The organism is Thermocatellispora tengchongensis (assembly GCF_014202315.1).
GTDB classification, from domain to species: Bacteria; Actinomycetota; Actinomycetes; order Streptosporangiales; family Streptosporangiaceae; genus Thermocatellispora; species Thermocatellispora tengchongensis.
On record NZ_JACHGN010000007.1, the window covers coordinates 264,474 to 280,538 of the forward strand.

Sequence of the window (16,065 nt, forward strand, 5' to 3'; positions counted from 1 at the left end):
TATCTCATGCCGGAACAGCAGACGCGCCTGCTCGCAGAACGCTACGAGCTGATCACGCCCATCGGCCGCGGGACGATGGGCACCGTTTGGCGCGCTCACGACCGCTCCCTCGGGCGCGAGGTGGCGGTGAAGGAGATCCGCCAGGAGCCGGGGCTCAGCGAGGAGCAGCGGGCCGAGCTCCGCGAGCGCATGCTCCGCGAGGGCCGTACCGCGGCGCGGATCAACCACCCGTCCGTGGCCACCGTCTACGACGCGATCGAGGACGGCGGCAGGCCGTGGATCATCATGGAGCTCGTCGAGGGCCGCTCGCTGGAGCAGGTGATCGACGAGGAGGGCCCGCTGCCGCCGCGCCTGGTCGCCGAGATCGGCTCCGACCTGCTGGGCGCGCTGCGCCTGGCCCACTCGCAGGGCATCCTGCACCGGGATGTGAAGCCGGGCAACGTCCTGCTCACCGAGACGGGCCGCGTCGTGCTGACCGACTTCGGCATCGCCAAGGCCGCCGGGGACGCCAACCTCACCAAGACCGGCATGGTGATCGGCTCCCCCGGCTACACCGCCCCGGAGCGGGCGCGGGGCGAGTACACCGGGCCGGAGTCCGACCTGTGGTCGCTGGGCGCGACGCTGTACTTCGCGGTCGAGGGGCGCCCGGCGTACGAGCGGCGCACCGTCGCCGAGACGCTGGCCGCGCTGATGACCGAGAGCGCCGACCCGCCCACCCAGGCGGGGCCGCTGCGCCCGCTGCTGGAAGCCCTGCTGGAGAAGGACCACACCCGGCGCCTGCCGCCGTCGAAGGCCGCCGCCATGCTGCGCGCCATCGCCGACACGCCCAGCTCGGAGGAGGTGGACCTGGACGCGTTGAGCGCCCCTTCCCAGCCCACCCCGCCCGCGGCCCCGGCGATGATCCAGGCGCTGGCCGCCGAGCGCGCCGCCCCGCCGCCGCCTCCGGCGCCCGCCGAGCCCGCACGGCCCGCGTCCCGGCCCGCCGCGCCGCCGCAGCAGGCCGGCCCGCCCCGGCCCGCGGCCCCGGCGCAGCCCGCGCCGATGATGGCGGCCCCGACTCCCGCCCCGTCCGGTCCTCCGCCCGCGACGGGCGAGCCGGAGGGGGAGCAGTTCGACCCGGACCAGACGATGATGGTCATCCGCCCCAAGGGCGGGATGAACCTCACGCCACCGGCGCCCACCCCCACCCCGCCCAGCCCTTCCGGCGGCCCGGCGGGGCCCCAGTCAGGCGAGCCCGGCGCGCCCCAGCACCACACGCCCGGCGAGCCGTACGCCCCCGCCGCACCGGCAGCACCCGTGGCGGGGCTCCCGGCGGCGGCCATGCCGCCGGCCCACCCGTCCGCGGGCGAGCCGGCGGAGCCGCCGGGAGGCGCGGCGGGACCCACGGCGAGCTATCCGGCGCGTCCCGGCGTCTCGACCTCGGGCCCGCCCTTCCCGCCGCCGATCAACCCGCCCCAGCAGAGCGCGCCGTACCCGCAGCCGCAGGCCGCGCCCGGCTACGGGCCGCCGCCCGGCCAGTACCCGGCGGGCGGTCCCGGCGTGCCGTTCACCGCGCCGCACGGGCAGGAGGCGTCCTATCCCGGCATCCCGGTCGCGGGCACCCCCGGCTCCGGCCAGCCCCCGGCTCCGGGCGGACCGGGCGCCCCGGCCCCGGGCCAGCAGGGGCCCCAGCCGCCCGACGGGTTCCACGACGGCCCCGGCCTGGGCACCGACCTGTTCTCGATCGCGGGCATGCCGCAGCAGCAGCCCGCGGCCAAGGAGGGCGGCGGCCGGGCACTGATGATCATCCTGGTCGGCCTGGCGATCATCGCCATGGCCGTGATCGCCATCCTGGTCATCTCCGCCCTCAGCGGCTGACGCGGCCGACCCCGGCGCCCTCCTCAACCTGATCGAGGAGGCGGAGCGAGTGTCCGGATGAGGTCATGCGCGGCCATGGCTCGCCATGCCCCGCTATCCGATTGGGGAAGGATGGGCAGACTGGGGGCATGAGTGAGTTTCGGGTGGAGCATGACTCCATGGGAGAGGTACGCGTTCCGGCCGAGGCCAAGTGGCGCGCGCAGACGCAGCGGGCGGTGGAGAACTTCCCCATCTCCGGGCGGGTGCTCGAACCGGCCCACATCGCCGCCCTCGGGCTGATCAAGGCGGTCGCCGCCGAGGTCAACGGCGAGCTGGGCGTGATCGAGAAGGACATGGCGGAGGCCATCGCGCAGGCTGCGAGCGACGTCGCCGAGAACGAGCACGACGCCGAGTTCCCGATCGACGTCTTCCAGACGGGCTCGGGCACGTCCTCGAACATGAACGCCAACGAGGTGATCGCCACGCTGGCCGAGGCCGCGCTGGGGCGGCCGGTCCACCCCAACGACCACGTCAACGCCTCGCAGTCGTCCAACGACGTGTTCCCGACCTCCATCCACGTGGCGGCCACGACAGAGACCGTCTACCACCTGATCCCGTCGCTGGAGCACCTGGCGACGGCGCTGCGGTCCAAGGCGATCGAGTTCGCCCACGTGGTCAAGTCGGGCCGCACCCATCTGATGGACGCCACGCCGGTGACGCTGGGGCAGGAGTTCGCGGGCTACGCGACCCAGATCGACAACGCGGTCGCGCGGGTCAACTCCGCGCTGACCCGGGTCACCGAGCTGCCCCTCGGCGGCACGGCGGTCGGCACCGGGATCAACACCCCGCCCGGGTTCGCCCGGCGGGTCATAGCGGGCCTGCGTGAGGCCACAGGACTGCCGTTCACGGAGGCGCAGGACCACTTCGAGGCCCAGGGCGCCCGCGACGCCATAGTGGAGCTCAGCGGCCAGCTCAGGGTCACGGCCGTGGCGCTGAACAAGATCTGCAACGACCTGCGCTGGATGGGCTCGGGGCCCAGGGCCGGGCTCGCCGAGATCAACCTGCCCGACCTGCAGCCGGGCTCGTCGATCATGCCGGGCAAGGTCAACCCGGTGATCCCCGAGGCCGTGGTGATGGTCTGCGCCCAGGTGATCGGCAACGACGCGGCCATCGCCTTCGCCGGGGCCGCGGGCAACTTCGAGCTGAACGTGATGCTGCCGGTGATCGCCCGCAACATCCTGGAGTCGATCCGGCTGCTCGCCAACGCCTCCCGCCTGCTCGCCGACCGCTGCGTACACGGCATCACCGCGAACGTGGAGCGGTGCCGCGAGTACGCCGAGTCGTCCCCCTCGATCGTGACCCCGCTCAACCGGCACGTCGGCTACGAGGAGGCCGCCAAGATCGCCAAGGAGGCGCTGGCCGAGCGCAAGACGATCCGGCAGGCGGTCGTGGACCGCGGCCACGTCGCCCGGGGCACCCTGACCGAGGAGCAGCTCGACGCGATCCTGGACGTGCTGTCCATGACCCGGCCCCCGCAGGAGCCCCCCGCCGCCACCTCCTCGTAGAAGCGCCTAGAGGTCGTAGCGGCTCCTGCCGGCCCCCAGGAAACGCCACAGCGGGCCCAGCAGGGGGATTCGCCGCCGGGGACGTCCCCCGCGCCGGCCCGGCGGCGGGGCCTCCATGGCGACGGCGCGGCGCAGGTCCACCCGGCGGTTGCGCCGGACGTCCAGGGCGAAGCGCAGGCCCGTCTCGCGGCCGTCGGCACGCAGGTACGGCGTCCAGGTGCCCGGCCCCAGCGAGTGGTCCACGCCCAGGCGGCGCAGCGGCACCTTGGCCACGAGCTGGCCCGCCAGCTTGCCCGGGACGCCCGGCTCGACCAGGCCGGGCACCACGATCTCCTGGTGGCCCTCGCGCAGCACCAGCTCCACCGGCGGGCCGCCGCTCGGCGGCACGTACGGGACCGGGACCACGATGTACAGATGGCCGTCGCGGCGGGTGACCGAGGCGCCGGGCGAGACCAGCGCGATCGACTCCGGGAACGAGCGCGGCTCCACGCACACGCCCAGCTCCCCCTCGTCGGACCAGTACGGCACCACGAGCCGCCGTGGATGCTCCGTCACGACTCCGACGCAGTTGAGCGGGGCCTCGGCCCCCGCCACGCGCGCACGGGCCCGGTAGGCGCCGCCGTACGCGCGTACGTGCAGCTCCCACAGCCCCGGCTGCAGCGGGTGCCCGACGGCGGCCGTGCCCGCGTCGAGCCGGACCTCGCCGCCGAGCCGCACCCGCACCCCGCCCGCGCCGTCGCGGAGCAGCTCCACCTCGCTCGTGGTGGGCAGCACGTACGTCACGCCGGTCTGCTCGTGCCGGATGTACGCGCCCAGCCGCGCCCGCGCCACCGCGTCGCTCACGTCCGCCAGCTCGGGCGGCAGCACGGTGTCCTCGATCGGCATCGGGGGCCGCCAGTACAGCCGCCCCTCGTGGTCGGTGCCGAAGCGCAGCGGCACGCCGTCCGACCGGACGATCTCCGCGGTGAGGTCGATCGTGAGCACGTCGTGGTCCCAGCGCACCTCGTGCAGCTCGGCGCGTACGCGGGTGCCGCGCGACATCCCGGTCAGGATGAACAACTGGTCCAGCCGCCCGGCGCGCAGCAGCGCCGCGACGGCCCGCAGGTGCACGGGCAGGTAGTGGTCCAGGCGGGGCGGGAAGCGGTCCAGGGTGAGGTCACGCAGCGTGCGGAACAGCGCCGCCCGGTCCTGGGAGGACGCCAGGAAGCGCGGGCTGGTGAAGGGACGCAGCACGGCGGTGCGCAGCCAGTGGGCGTACACGCGGTCGCGCAGCTTGCCGGGCACGGTGTGCTGGTCCACCACGTCCAGCAGCGCGCGCAGCTCCGCCGCCATCGCCGCCGGCCGCTCCGGGCGGCGGCGCGGCGGGGCCACGTGGCAGCACACCCGGTCGGCCAGGATCGCGATCACCTTCGCCGACAGGTACGCCCGCAGCACGAACGCGTACTCCGCCAGCACCCCGCCCGGCTCGGCGAAGCGCAGCCCCAGGTCCTCCAGGAACGCCCGGCGGAACAGCTTGTGCGGGGTGAGCTGGGTGAGCAGCCGGTCCTTGAGGATGTCGGCCCGGTCTCGGTTGATGTCGAAGGCCGCGGGCGGCGAGCCCTGCTCCCGCACGATCCGGCCCACCAGCACGTCGGCCTCGGTGGCGGCGGCGCGCTCGTACATGCGGGCCAGCGCGTCGCGCTCCAGCCGGTCGCCCTGGTCGAGCAGGTAGACGTACTCGCCGGTGGCCACCGCCAGCCCCACGTTGCGCGCCCGCATCGGCGAGCCGCTGGGGTCCAGGTGCAGCACCCGTACGTTGTCCCGCCCGGCCGCCACCGTGTCGAGCCGCTCCGCCGTCCCGTCGGTCGAGCCGTGGTCGGCGAAGATCACCTCATACTCGTCCGGTGGGAGCGACTGCTCCAGCACCGCCCGTATGCCCGCGTCCGCGGCATCGCCGGGATCGCGAACCGGCATGACCACGCTGACCTTCACACCCATGCGGTCCAGCGTGCGCCGCGACCGCCTTCGAGCGCGTCAGGCTTGCCTATTTATTGCGCTTGCTTCGCAATACACGGGGCTCGGGCGCACCGAGGGCCCGAGTCTCCGATGGATCAGTACCAGCCGACGGACTGGGAGTGGGCCCAGGCGCCGCAGGGGGTCTTGTAGCGACCGGCGATGTAGCCCAGGCCCCACTTGATCTGGGTGGCCGGGTTGGTCTGCCAGTCGGAGCCCGCGCTGGCCATCTTGGTGCCCGGGAGGGCCTGCGGGATGCCGTAGGCGCCGCTGTAGCGGTTCATGGCCCGCTCGTTCCAGTGGCTCTCCTTGTCCCACAGCTTCTCCAGGCAGCCCCACTGGTCCTCGCCCCAGCGGGCGAGCATCATCTGCTTGCCCAGGGCCTTGTTGCTGCCGGGGTCGGGCGTGGTGCCGGGCGGGAACGGGATCGGCTGGAAGCCGTCGCCGCCGGGCGCCTGCGTGGGGATGACGACCGGGTCGAGCTTGCGCCGGTCGTCGCGGGAGGCGGCCAGCGCCCGCTTCTTGAGCATCTGGGCGGCCTTGGCCTTGGCCGTGTCGGCCGCGGGGTCGGGCGCGAACGGGTCGCCGCCGCCGAACATGGTGGCGAGCTCACCGATCGTCAGCGGATTGGTGCCCTTGGGCGCGTTGGCGTTCTGCACCGCGGTGTAGGCCACGAACCCGCCACCGCCGACCAGGGCGACCGAGGTGACACCGACGATCAGAATCCGCTTCGTCGTCCACCACGACTGCCGGCGCGGAGCCGGCGGACGCGGCGCGGCGGAGGAGCGGCGGGAACCACTGCTACGGCGACGGGCACGCTGGCCCTGCGGCGCTGGGCGCTCTCTCAACTGCGGACCTGAACTCACGACCTATGAGCTTGCCGTGGGGAGGGGGGTCCTCCGCAACCGAAACGGGACAGTTGGTTGGCGCCGGTCCGGTTCCAACTTGACCGCTTTTTGACCTAACCCGCAGGTAACAGCACGCTTCACAGCGGATGTGATATTGGTCACATCTCCCCACCCCGGCCACCCCACCTCCAGGGGAGGCGGGGTGGGCGGCTACTACCGGCGGCCCGCGCCGGCTGCGGTGAGGGGCTTGGAGCGGGTGGGCGCGCACGCCTTGGCTCGGCCGAAAGGGATCTGAGGGCGTGGGCGTGGGCGTGGGTGCGGTTGCGGGTCGTGTGTGCAGAGAGGAGCGGCAGAAGCGAAGCGACCAGAGCGATGAGGGAGGACACGGCGGCGGTATGCCCCGCCCGTGCGGGGCACGGGCAGGGGCACGCCCTGCCCGCGCAGAGCACAGGCCAGGGACAAGCCCCGGCCCACGCGAAGCACGAGCGACAAGCACACCCTCCCCACGCAGGACATAGGCCAGGGGCAAGCCCTCCGTGCGGAGCACGGCCGACAGGCACGCCCTGCACGCGCGGAGCACAGGCCAGGGGCAAGCCCCGCCCCCGTGCGGAGCATGGGCGACAGTCCTGCCCTCCCGGCGCAGGGCACAGGCACGGACACGCCCTCCCCGAGCGCGATGCCCGGAGTGTGCCTGCTCGTGCTGCGCACTGGGTGGAACCTGTCCGGCTGTGCTGTGCTTGGCCATGCACGTCTGAGCACGTGACACGTGCACGCGCGTGCCTGAACCTGGTGTGTGTGCACCGGGTAGGCGTGGTGGATGCTCCACCAGGCGGGTTGGGGGCGGGTGGCGGAACCTGCGTGGACGCGGTGCGCTCCCGCCGCCTCCTCACGAACACGAACACGAACATGGGCACGGGCACGGGCACGGGCACGGGCACGGGCACACACCGCTACGCCGCGCACGGGCCGTAAGGACGTCCTGGCCCGTGCGGAGTGGCGGGCAGGGGAGCGCCATAAAATACAGCGTGGCCGGCATTCTCCTCGTCGAAGACGATCCTTCTGTTCGTGCGGGGTTGGAGCTGGCGCTCACCCGGCAAGGGCACTCCGTCACCTCGTACACCACCGGCGAGGAGGCGCTGGATCATATCCGGGCGCGGCGGCCGGAGATCGTGATCCTTGATGTGATGCTGCCCGGCATCGACGGGGTCGAGGTGTGCCGGCGGGTGCGGAAGATCGATCAGTTGCCGATCATCCTGCTCACCGCCCGGGGGGATGATCTGGACGTGGTGGTCGGGCTGGAGGCCGGGGCCGACGACTACGTGGTGAAGCCGGTGGAGCCGCGGGTGCTGGACGCGCGCATCCGGGCGGTGCTGCGGCGGGTGGAGTCGGCCTCGTCGGATCGGATCACGTTCGGCGACCTGGTGATCGACCGGGGGGCGCTGAAGGTGACGCTGGCGGGGCGGGAGATCCATCTGACGCCGACGGAGCTGCGGCTGCTGCTGGAGCTCGTGCGGCACCCCGGGCAGGTGCTCAACCGGCGCTACCTGCTGCGCGCGGTCTGGGACCACCAGCACGTGGCCGACTCACGGCTGGTGGACGCGTGCGTGCAGCGCGTGCGGGCCAAGATCGAGCCGGTGCCGGCCGATCCGGTGTTCATCCACACCGTGCGCGGCTTCGGGTACCGCTTCAGCCCGCCGTGAGCCTGTTGCACGCCGCCCGGCGGCTGAGCGAGCTGCGGGGGTTGCGCGGGTTGCGCGGCCTGCGCGGGCTCCGGCCGGGCGAGCTGGCCAAGCTGCGGCCGAAGTCGGCGGCGCGGCTGGTGAACGGGTTGCGCGGGCGGCTGATCGTGACGTTCACGCTGGTGGCCGTGGCCTCCGCGGCGCTGGTGGCGACGATCGGGTACCAACTGGTCAAGCAGAACCTGATCGAGCGCACCGAGCGGGCGGCGGTCTCCGACGTACGGCACACCCTGGAGCAGATCTCGCTGCCGATCGGCGCGCTGTGGCCGGGCGAGCTGCCCCCGAGCGCCGAAGAGATCAACGAGCTGCGCGAGCAGCTCGGGGGGCCCGACCGCGAGGTGATCGTCCAGTACGGCGACACCACCTACGTCGGCGACACGATCCGGCTGCCGGACGTGCCGAACGAGCTGCGCGGCCAGGCGATCCGCCGCATGGCGATGCAGCGGGAGTACATCGACGGCCGGATGTGGCTGATCATCGGCACCCAGGTGCAGCGCACCATGCGCGACGGCAGCGTGCAGCCGACCGGGATGAGCGTGTTCGTGTTCGTCTCGCTCACGGAAGAGGAGCGGCTGCTCGACGACCTGCGCTCGGCGCTGGCCCAGGCGGGCGCGATCACGCTGCTGATCGCGCTCAGCGTGGCGCTGTTCTCCGCCCGCCGGGTCCTCCTCCCCGTACGCCGCCTGCTCGGCGCCGCCCGCGCGCTCGGCGCCGGCAAATTGGACACCCGGCTGCCGGTGCACGGCCAGGACGAGCTGGCCCAGCTCACCGCCACGTTCAACGAGACCGCCTCCGCGCTGGAGGAGACCGTGGCCGACCTGCGCAACCTGGAGGCCATCTCGCGCCGGTTCGTCGCCGACGTCTCCCACGAGCTGCGTACGCCGCTGACCGCGATGACCGCCGTGACGGACATGCTGCTGGACGAGGCCGAGCGGCTGCCCCCGGAGCCGGCGGAGGCGGTGCGGATCGTGGTGCGGGAGGTGCGGCGGCTGCGGGTGCTGGTCGAGGATCTGATCGAGGCCAGCAGGCTGGACGCCGGCACCGCGACGCTGAACCTGGAGCCGGTCAACGTCGCGGACACGGTGCTGGACAGCCTGGAGGTGCGCGGCTGGGAGGACAAGGTGCGGATCAACATCTCCGAGGGGCTGTCGTTCTCGCTGGACCCGCGCCGGTTCGACGTGATCGTGGCCAACCTGGTCGGCAACGCGCTCAAGCACGGCGGCCCGCCGGTGGTGCTCACCGCCCGCGGCACCGCCAACGGGCTGGAGGTGAAGGTGCGCGACCACGGAAAGGGCATCCCGCCCGCCGCCCTGCCGCATGTCTTCGACCGGTTCTTCAAGGCCGGCAAGGACCGCACGCGCAGCCAGGGCAGCGGGCTCGGCCTGTCGATCGCGCGGGCCAACGCCAAGCTGCACGGCGGCACGATCTCGGTGCGGCCGCAGAACCCGGGCACCCTGTTCACGGTCTGGCTGCCGCACCCGTGAGAACGCCCGTGACGATCCGCCGTCTGCTGCCGCTCGTGTTCCTGCCGGCCCTGCTGCTGCCGGCGGGCTGCGGCATCGAGCCGAGCAACGTCGCCGACGTCGGCCGCGCGCCGGTGATCAGCGTGGAGCCGACGCTGAAGACGGTCTACCTGCTGCGCGGCAAGCGGCTGCAGCCCACCCGCGCGTACGTCTCCTCGGGCACGGTCGAGGACGTCATCGAGGCGCTGTTCAAGGCGAGCGCGCGCCCGCCGGCCGGGCTGCACTCCGAGCTGGACGGGTTCAGCCACGCCGACACGCAGATCTCGCACTACGGCCAGCCGGTGCGCAACGACCCGGAGGTGCCGACGGGGCTGCGGCTGCACGTGTTCGTACGCGGCGAGCGGCACCTGAGCCGCGCCGCGGTGGCCCAGGTGACCTGCACCGCGATGCTGGACAAGTCGATCTGGGTGGTGAAGATCACCGAGCTGTCGCCGGATCGGGGCCCGCGGAGCCGGGGAGAGCACGTGTGCAGCGAGTTCCGCGATCTCGCGGCCACCGACACGCAGCTCCCCCCGTGAGCGCCGGGGCGCCGGTCAGGCGCTGATGTCCTCCAGCATCTCGGTCACCAGGGCGGCGATCGGCGAGCGCTCGGACCTGGTCAGGGTGACGTGGGCGAACAGCGGGTGGCCCTTGAGCTTCTCGACCACCGCCACCACGCCGTCGTGCCGGCCCACGCGCAGGTTGTCGCGCTGGGCGACGTCGTGGGTGAGCACCACGCGGGAGTTGGCGCCGATCCGCGACAGGACCGTGAGCAGCACGCCGCGCTCCAGCGACTGCGCCTCATCGACGATGACGAAGGCGTCGTGCAGCGACCGGCCGCGGATGTGGGTGAGCGGCAGGACCTCCAGCATGCCGCGGTCGAGGACCTCCTCGATCACCTCGGGCGTGGTGACCGCGCCGAGGGTGTCGTAGACGGCCTGGGCCCACGGGCCCATCTTCTCGTTCTCGGAGCCGGGCAGGTAGCCCAGCTCCTGGCCGCCCACGGCGTACAGGGGGCGGAAGACCACGACCTTGCGGTGCTGGCGGCGCTCAAGGACGGCCTCCAGGCCGGCGCACAGGGCCAGCGCGGACTTGCCGGTGCCGGCCCGGCCGCCCAGCGACACGATGCCGACCTCGGGGTCCATGAGCAGGTCGAGGGCGATGCGCTGCTCGGCGGAGCGGCCGTGCAGGCCGAAGACCTCGCGGTCGCCGCGCACCAGGCGCACGGACTTGTCGGGCAGCACCCGGCCGAGGGCGGAGCCCTGGCTGGACAGCAGCCGCAGGCCGGTGTGGCAGGGCAGCTCCCTGGCCTCCTCCAGCTCGGCGGTGCCGTGCTCGAACAGCGAGGCGACGTCGTCGGTGGTCACCTGGATCTCGGCCATGCCGGTCCAGCCCGACTCCACGACCAGCTCGGCGAGGTATTCCTCGGCGGTGAGGCCGATCGAGGCGGCCTTCACCCGCATCGGCAGGTCCTTCGACACGAGCACCACGTCGGCGCCCTCGGCGGCCAGCGAGCGGGCCACGGTGAGGATGCGGGTGTCGTTGTCGCCCAGCCGGAATCCCACCGGCAGGATCGACGGGTCGCTGTGGTTGAGCTCCACCCGGATCGTGCCCTCGCCTATCGGCATGGGCTCGTCAAGCCGCCCGTACTTGATCCGCAGGTCGTCGAGGTACCGGAGGGCCTTGCGGGCGAAGTATCCCAGCTCGGGGTGGTGCCGCTTGGCTTCCAGCTCGGTGATGACGACGATCGGAAGGACGACCTCGTGCTCGGCGAACCTGGTCATGGCCGCCGGGTCGGCGAGGAGTACCGAGGTGTCAAGCACGTAGGTGCGTCGCTTGGGACGACGGCGAGACGGCGACTTGCGTGCGGATGGGTTCGAGGACACTGCCACGCGTTCTCCCCCGGGCGCCTGCTGCAGGCAGGACGCCCTGCCAGATGAGGTGGGATGCGGACCGGACCCGCGGTGGCGCCCCGATCCCGCGGGAGCGCCGGGTTCCGGCCCCCCTCAGCAGGTGGTTGCGCAAAGGCGGGCCCTCTCCGTTGCAGGCGGAAGGTTCCCGCCTACTTACTACGGTACGTCCTGAATGCCCGATCCCCAACAGGTCTCGGTCGTCCGAAAGAGGGTGTTCACATGCTGTTTCCAGCAGGATTCCCGGAACGGAAGCCGAGGGGAGGGTGACGGGGTCAGGAGCCGTACCGCCGGTGCCGCGCGGCGTAGGAACGCAGCGCCCGCAGGAAGTCCACCTTGCGGAAGTCAGGCCAGAAGGCCTCGCAGAAGTAGAACTCGGAGTGGGCGCTCTGCCAGAGCAGGAATCCGGAGAGCCGCTGCTCTCCCGAGGTCCGGATGAGAAGATCGGGATCAGGCAGGCCGCGCGTGTAGAGATGCTCGGCGATGTGCTCCACATCGAGAACCTCGACGAGGTCCTCGATACTCGCGCCCTTGCTGGCGTGCTCCTGGAGGAGTGAGCGCACCGCATCAGCGATCTCACGCCTTCCTCCATACCCAACTGCAACGTTCACAATCAGCCCAGGACGGTGTGATGTCGCTTCTTTTGCGTTTTTGAGCACATGGGCCGTGTGATCGGGGAGGAGATCCAGGGCGCCGACGGGTTTGATGTGCCAGCCGTCGTCCACCAGCTCCTGGACCACGTCCTCGATGATCTTCATCAGCGGTTCGAGCTCGTCCTTGGGCCGGGCCAGGTTGTCACTGGACAGCAGCCAGATCGTGACGATCTCGACACCGGCGTCGCGGCACCAGGCCACCAGTTCGGTGATCTTGTCGGCGCCCTTGCGGTGCCCCCGGGCGACGTCGGCCAGGCCCATCGCACGGGCCCAGCGGCGGTTGCCATCGACGATCACGCCGACGTGGCGCGGAATCTGGTCCTGCGACAGCTTGGCTTCGAGCCGGCGCTCGTACAGGCGGTAGACCAGGTCGCGCACACCCATGGAGTCCTCCCTCCGGCGCCCGCCACCGAGGCGGGGGGTTCTGCCCGGGTCACACGCAATTATCGCCGCCTTCGGGACCCGTCTGGGCCATGGACGCCGTATCGGCCGCCTTTCCCGGCAGTCTTCCGGCGATGTTCCCCCGTCCGCCGCGCGGGCGCCCCGCGGCCGTCAGGCACTCCTCGACCTCCCCGACCAGCCCGTCCAGGAACGCGGCCAGCTCGCCCGAGGTGAGCACCGCGCGCAGCCCGACCCGCTCGCCGCCCCACGCCTCCACCAGGGCCCGCCGGGTCACCCGCCACCGCCCGGCCGCGCCGCGCCCCGCGCCGGCCCGCGGGGTCCACACGGGCAGCGTACGGACGTGGCAGCGCAGCTCGCCGCCGCCCACCACGCCGCTGCGGGAGCGGTACCTGAAGGAGAACAGCTCGGCCTCCGGCTCGCCCTCGGGGAAGCGGTCGTCGGGGTCGGGCCACCGGCACGGCCCCCCGGCCCGCCCGGCCCGTGCCCGCGCGACCTCCGCCGCCAGCCGCGACAGGAACCAGCCGCACCGCTCGCCCACCACGCCGTACGGCGCGCCGTCGCGGCGCAGCTCCAGCGTCACCTCGTACGGCACGCCCACACTGTCGGCGCACGGCAGCGGCGTGACGCTCAGATACGAGCCGTCCACGCAGCGAAGTCCCCCCACACAGTGACAGTATCCACGGACGGTGGTCACGACACCCGGCATCAACGACAGATCGGGGCAACTCTCGCCCTCACCACTCGAACCCCTCGGTGAACAGCCGGTCACGCGGCACGCCCCGGCGGCGCAGGTCGGCGCGTACCTCCGCCACGAAGCGCGGGCTCCCGCTGACGAAGTAGCGCGCGCCGTCGTGCACCGGAGCGGGCCGGGGCAGAGGCGCGTATCGCTCGCCGAGGCGGTGGGCCAGCTCCTCGGCGAACACCGCCTCCTCGGGGGCGCGGACGGCGTGGTACAGCCGGACGGCCCGGCCGCGCCGGCGTACCAGCTCGACGAAGGGGGTCACGCCCACGCCGCCCGCGATCAGCACCGCGGGGGCGTCGCCGCCCTGGGCCTGGCTGGTGAACGCCCCGTACGGGCCGTCGAGGCGGAGCAGGGCGCCCACGGGCAGCGCGCGCAGCCTGCGCGTGACCGGCCCGGCGTCCTTGACCGCGAACTCCAGCACGCCGGTGCCGGGGTCGGCGCGCACCACGCTGAACGGCCGCGAGCGGGCCCACGTCCCGGCCCGCAGGTGGCAGAACTGGCCGGGGCGGGCGGGCCGCAGCGGACGGCCCACGGGTTCCAGGGTGTACCGGGTGACGGTGGGCGAGATGCGCTCGGCGCCGGTCAGCCGGTAGCGGCGCGACCACAGCGGCGCCGCCAGCCGCCAGGCCACCACCAGCGCGAACGACCAGGCCAGCGCCAGCCAGTACGCCCGCAGCCACGGCAGCCCGGACAGCGAGGACCCCACGCCGTCCGCGTGCAGGAAGACCAGCGCCACCAGGGGATACGACACGTAGTGCGTGTGCCGCCAGACCCGGTGCCGCACCGCCGCGCGCAGCAGCGTGCTGGTCAGCCACAGGGCCAGGAACAGGCCGAGCGCGATGCGGCCCAGCGAGATGTACGCCGACTCCACCCAGGTGAAGTCGATCCGCACCAGGTACAGCGCGTCCTGCCGGTCGGCGACCAGTTCCAGCAGCGGGTGCACCAGCACCAGGAACGCGCCGCAGCCGCCCAGCCAGCGGTGCAGCGCCACGACCGCGCCCCGGTCCCGGCTCAGCCGGGCGGCCACCTGCCGCGCGCCGAGCAGGACCTGCCACCACATCGCCAACGCCCCGAGCAGCCCGGCCACCCCCGCGACCACGCCCACGCCGCCGCCCTGCCGGGTCAGCCCGAGCAGCGGCACGCAGAACGGCAGCGCCGAGACGCCGATGGCGAACAGGATCGTGCGGACCGTCACGACGCCCTGCCTTTCGAAGTGCGAGCCTCCCGCAGCGCGGCGCCCTCCGAGGCGCGCATCTCGCCCTCGGCGCCGACGCAGATCCAGGCCGCCGACGGGTCGGCGCGGGCCAGCCAGGCGGGCCCCTCCTCCATGCCCAGGATCACCAGGCAGGTGGCGTGCACCTCGGCCGCGGCCAGGTCCGCGCCCACCACGGTGGCCTGGACGCATCCCGACCGCGCGGGCCGTCCCGTCCGCGGGTCGAGGATGTGGTGCAGCCTCCCGCCTCCCTCGGCGGCCCAGCTCCGGCGTACGGTGCTGCTGGTGGCCACGGCGACGAGGCCCGCGGCCGGCTCCAGCACCCCCACGGGCTCGGGCCGCAGCGGATGCTCCACGCCGATCCGCCACGGCGGGTCGCCGGGGGCACGCCAGGCCACCAGGTCGCCGCCCGCGTCGATGAGCCCGCGCGCCACGCCGTCCGAGCGCAGCGCCTCCGCCGCCCGCTGCACGCCCCACCCCTTGACGAACCCGCCCAGATCGACCGCCAGCCCCGGCGGCAGGCGCACCCGCCGCCGCTCCCGGTCCACCTCGATGACCGGCCGCTCCGGCACGGGAGGGGGCGGCTCCTCCCGCACCGGCCCGCGCGCGGCCACCACCCCGAAGTCCGTGTCGTACCCCAGGCGGGCCAGCTCCGCGCCCAGGAACGGGCAGAACAGCCCGCCCGTGCGCGCGTAGTGGCCGCACGCCTCCTCCAGCACGGCCAGGAACGGCTCCGACACCTCCACCCACGCCCCGGCCGACGCGTTCGCCCGGCTCACGTCGCTCCCGGGGCGGAACCGGCTGAAGACCCGCTCGACCTCGCGCAGCCGGCCCAGCACCGCCGCCTGCTCCCCCGGCCCGAGCCCGGCGAGCAGCAGCTCGGTGCCCATGACCCGCCCGCGCAGCGCCCGCACGTCAGGACCCCCGGGTGAAGGTGGTGACCAGGGCGGGGTCCAGCCGCTCGCCCGGGGAGAAACGCGCGGTCACGTCCTCGACCAGCACGCCGTGCTCCCGCGCCGACTCCGGCAGGTGGACCGCCGTGGCCCGCGACTCCCGCGGCGTGTCGCCCAGGACGATGGTCCCGGTGAACAGCACCCGGTTCTCCCAGTACAGGTTGCCCTCGACCCGGTAGGTGTAGCTGCCGGGAGGCACGGGCACGCCGCGCCGGTCGGTGCCGTCCCAGTACAGAGTGTGCCGCCCCGGCTCCTGGGCGGGCCTGCTCGCGGCCTCGACCTCCGCCTCGGGGGCCGACTCCCAGCGGGCGGTCTCGCGCCACAGCGGCAACGACATGGGGCGGCGGGCGTAGCCGCCGTTGGCGGTGAAGCTGGTGGCGAACAGCGTACGCACGTAGCCGCCGCGCTCGTCCTCGATCCAGACCGCGATCTGGTTGGAGGCGTGGGTCGGAATGCGGTGCAGGACGTACTCGATCTCGACCAGCCCCAGGCCCTGCGCCGCGACCGCCTGCCGGTCCGGCTCCGGCGCCTGCCCGTCCCGCAACGGCGCGGGACCGGCGGTGACGGCGGCGGGCGGCGCCTCACCCCGCTCCACGACGTACGCCGCGCCGGTCGCCGCCGCCACTCCGGTGACGACCACGAGCGGGAGGACGAGGCGATGGGTGCGATCAGGCACGGCATACCCCCTTATGTACGCTCCCTGACAACCA

At 73.3% G+C, this 16,065-nt stretch carries 13 protein-coding genes; 5 read left to right on the plus strand and 8 right to left on the minus strand.

Going from position 1 to position 16,065, the window contains the following annotated elements:
• The first annotated feature begins 6 nt into the window (after window positions 1-6).
• A complete protein-coding gene (locus HNP84_RS18410) occupies window positions 7-1,857 on the plus strand; it encodes a serine/threonine-protein kinase (protein ID WP_185050960.1) in 1,851 nt (616 codons plus the stop codon).
• Window positions 1,858-1,985: 128 nt separating this feature from the next.
• Complete coding sequence (locus HNP84_RS18415) at window positions 1,986-3,401, plus strand: class II fumarate hydratase (RefSeq protein WP_185050961.1); 1,416 nt, start codon at window positions 1,986-1,988, stop codon at window positions 3,399-3,401.
• 6 nt (window positions 3,402-3,407) lie between these two features.
• Here the strand turns inward: HNP84_RS18415 and HNP84_RS18420 are convergent, their stop codons facing one another.
• Complete coding sequence (locus tag HNP84_RS18420) at window positions 3,408-5,378, minus strand: glycosyltransferase family 2 protein (protein WP_185050962.1); 1,971 nt, start codon at window positions 5,376-5,378, stop codon at window positions 3,408-3,410.
• A gap of 113 nt (window positions 5,379-5,491) precedes the next feature.
• Window positions 5,492-6,241: an aggregation-promoting factor C-terminal-like domain-containing protein gene (locus HNP84_RS18425; protein ID WP_246518313.1), complete on the minus strand. Its 750-nt coding sequence runs from the start codon at window positions 6,239-6,241 to the stop codon at window positions 5,492-5,494.
• Between the two features lie 1,025 nt (window positions 6,242-7,266).
• Here HNP84_RS18425 and HNP84_RS18430 point away from each other — a divergent pair.
• Genes HNP84_RS18430 through HNP84_RS18440 form a run of 3 tightly spaced genes read left to right on the plus strand, consistent with a single transcriptional unit; the run spans window position 7,267 to window position 10,021 of the window.
• Window positions 7,267-7,941 carry a response regulator gene (locus HNP84_RS18430; RefSeq protein WP_185050963.1) on the plus strand — a complete coding sequence of 225 codons (675 nt, stop codon included), beginning with the start codon at window positions 7,267-7,269 and terminating at the stop codon, window positions 7,939-7,941.
• Window positions 7,938-9,464, plus strand: coding sequence for an ATP-binding protein (locus HNP84_RS18435; protein ID WP_312925154.1), 1,527 nt, complete (start codon window positions 7,938-7,940; stop codon window positions 9,462-9,464). Before HNP84_RS18430 ends, HNP84_RS18435 begins: the two co-directional genes overlap by 4 nt.
• Window positions 9,465-9,472: 8 nt before the next feature.
• Entirely contained in the window at window positions 9,473-10,021 is a 549-nt protein-coding gene (locus tag HNP84_RS18440; protein WP_185050964.1) for a hypothetical protein, read from the plus strand.
• Window positions 10,022-10,036: 15 nt separating this feature from the next.
• Here the strand turns inward: HNP84_RS18440 and phoH2 are convergent, their stop codons facing one another.
• From phoH2 to HNP84_RS18470, 6 genes are all read right to left on the minus strand, one after another.
• Window positions 10,037-11,305 carry an RNA 5'-3' helicase PhoH2 gene (gene phoH2 / locus HNP84_RS18445; RefSeq protein ID WP_185050965.1) on the minus strand — a complete coding sequence of 423 codons (1,269 nt, stop codon included), beginning with the start codon at window positions 11,303-11,305 and terminating at the stop codon, window positions 10,037-10,039.
• A gap of 362 nt (window positions 11,306-11,667) precedes the next feature.
• Window positions 11,668-12,429 carry an isoprenyl transferase gene (locus HNP84_RS18450; protein WP_185050966.1) on the minus strand — a complete coding sequence of 254 codons (762 nt, stop codon included), beginning with the start codon at window positions 12,427-12,429 and terminating at the stop codon, window positions 11,668-11,670.
• Between the two features lie 49 nt (window positions 12,430-12,478).
• Window positions 12,479-13,111, minus strand: a complete 633-nt coding sequence (locus tag HNP84_RS18455) for a hypothetical protein (protein ID WP_312925156.1) — start codon at window positions 13,109-13,111, stop codon at window positions 12,479-12,481.
• Between the two features lie 70 nt (window positions 13,112-13,181).
• Window positions 13,182-14,384 carry a ferric reductase-like transmembrane domain-containing protein gene (locus HNP84_RS18460; protein ID WP_185050967.1) on the minus strand — a complete coding sequence of 401 codons (1,203 nt, stop codon included), beginning with the start codon at window positions 14,382-14,384 and terminating at the stop codon, window positions 13,182-13,184.
• Entirely contained in the window at window positions 14,381-15,316 is a 936-nt protein-coding gene (locus HNP84_RS18465) for an FAD:protein FMN transferase (RefSeq protein ID WP_185050968.1), read from the minus strand. Before HNP84_RS18465 ends, HNP84_RS18460 begins: the two co-directional genes overlap by 4 nt.
• 1 nt (window position 15,317) lies before the next feature.
• On the minus strand, window positions 15,318-16,031 hold the full coding sequence (locus tag HNP84_RS18470; protein ID WP_185050969.1) for a DUF2271 domain-containing protein: 714 nt from the start codon (window positions 16,029-16,031) through the stop codon (window positions 15,318-15,320).
• Window positions 16,032-16,065: the final 34 nt, after the last annotated feature.

What these genes read in the sequence shown, in the direction of transcription:
- HNP84_RS18415 (WP_185050961.1), top strand. Translation starts at nt 1,986, where the DNA reads ATGAGTGAGTTTCGGGTGGAGCATGACTCCATGGGAGAGGTACGCGTT.
- HNP84_RS18410 (WP_185050960.1), top strand. Translation starts at nt 7, where the DNA reads ATGCCGGAACAGCAGACGCGCCTGCTCGCAGAACGCTACGAGCTGATC.
- HNP84_RS18450 (WP_185050966.1), bottom strand. Translation starts at nt 12,429, where the DNA reads ATGGGTGTGCGCGACCTGGTCTACCGCCTGTACGAGCGCCGGCTCGAA.
- HNP84_RS18420 (WP_185050962.1), bottom strand. Translation starts at nt 5,378, where the DNA reads ATGGGTGTGAAGGTCAGCGTGGTCATGCCGGTTCGCGATCCCGGCGAT.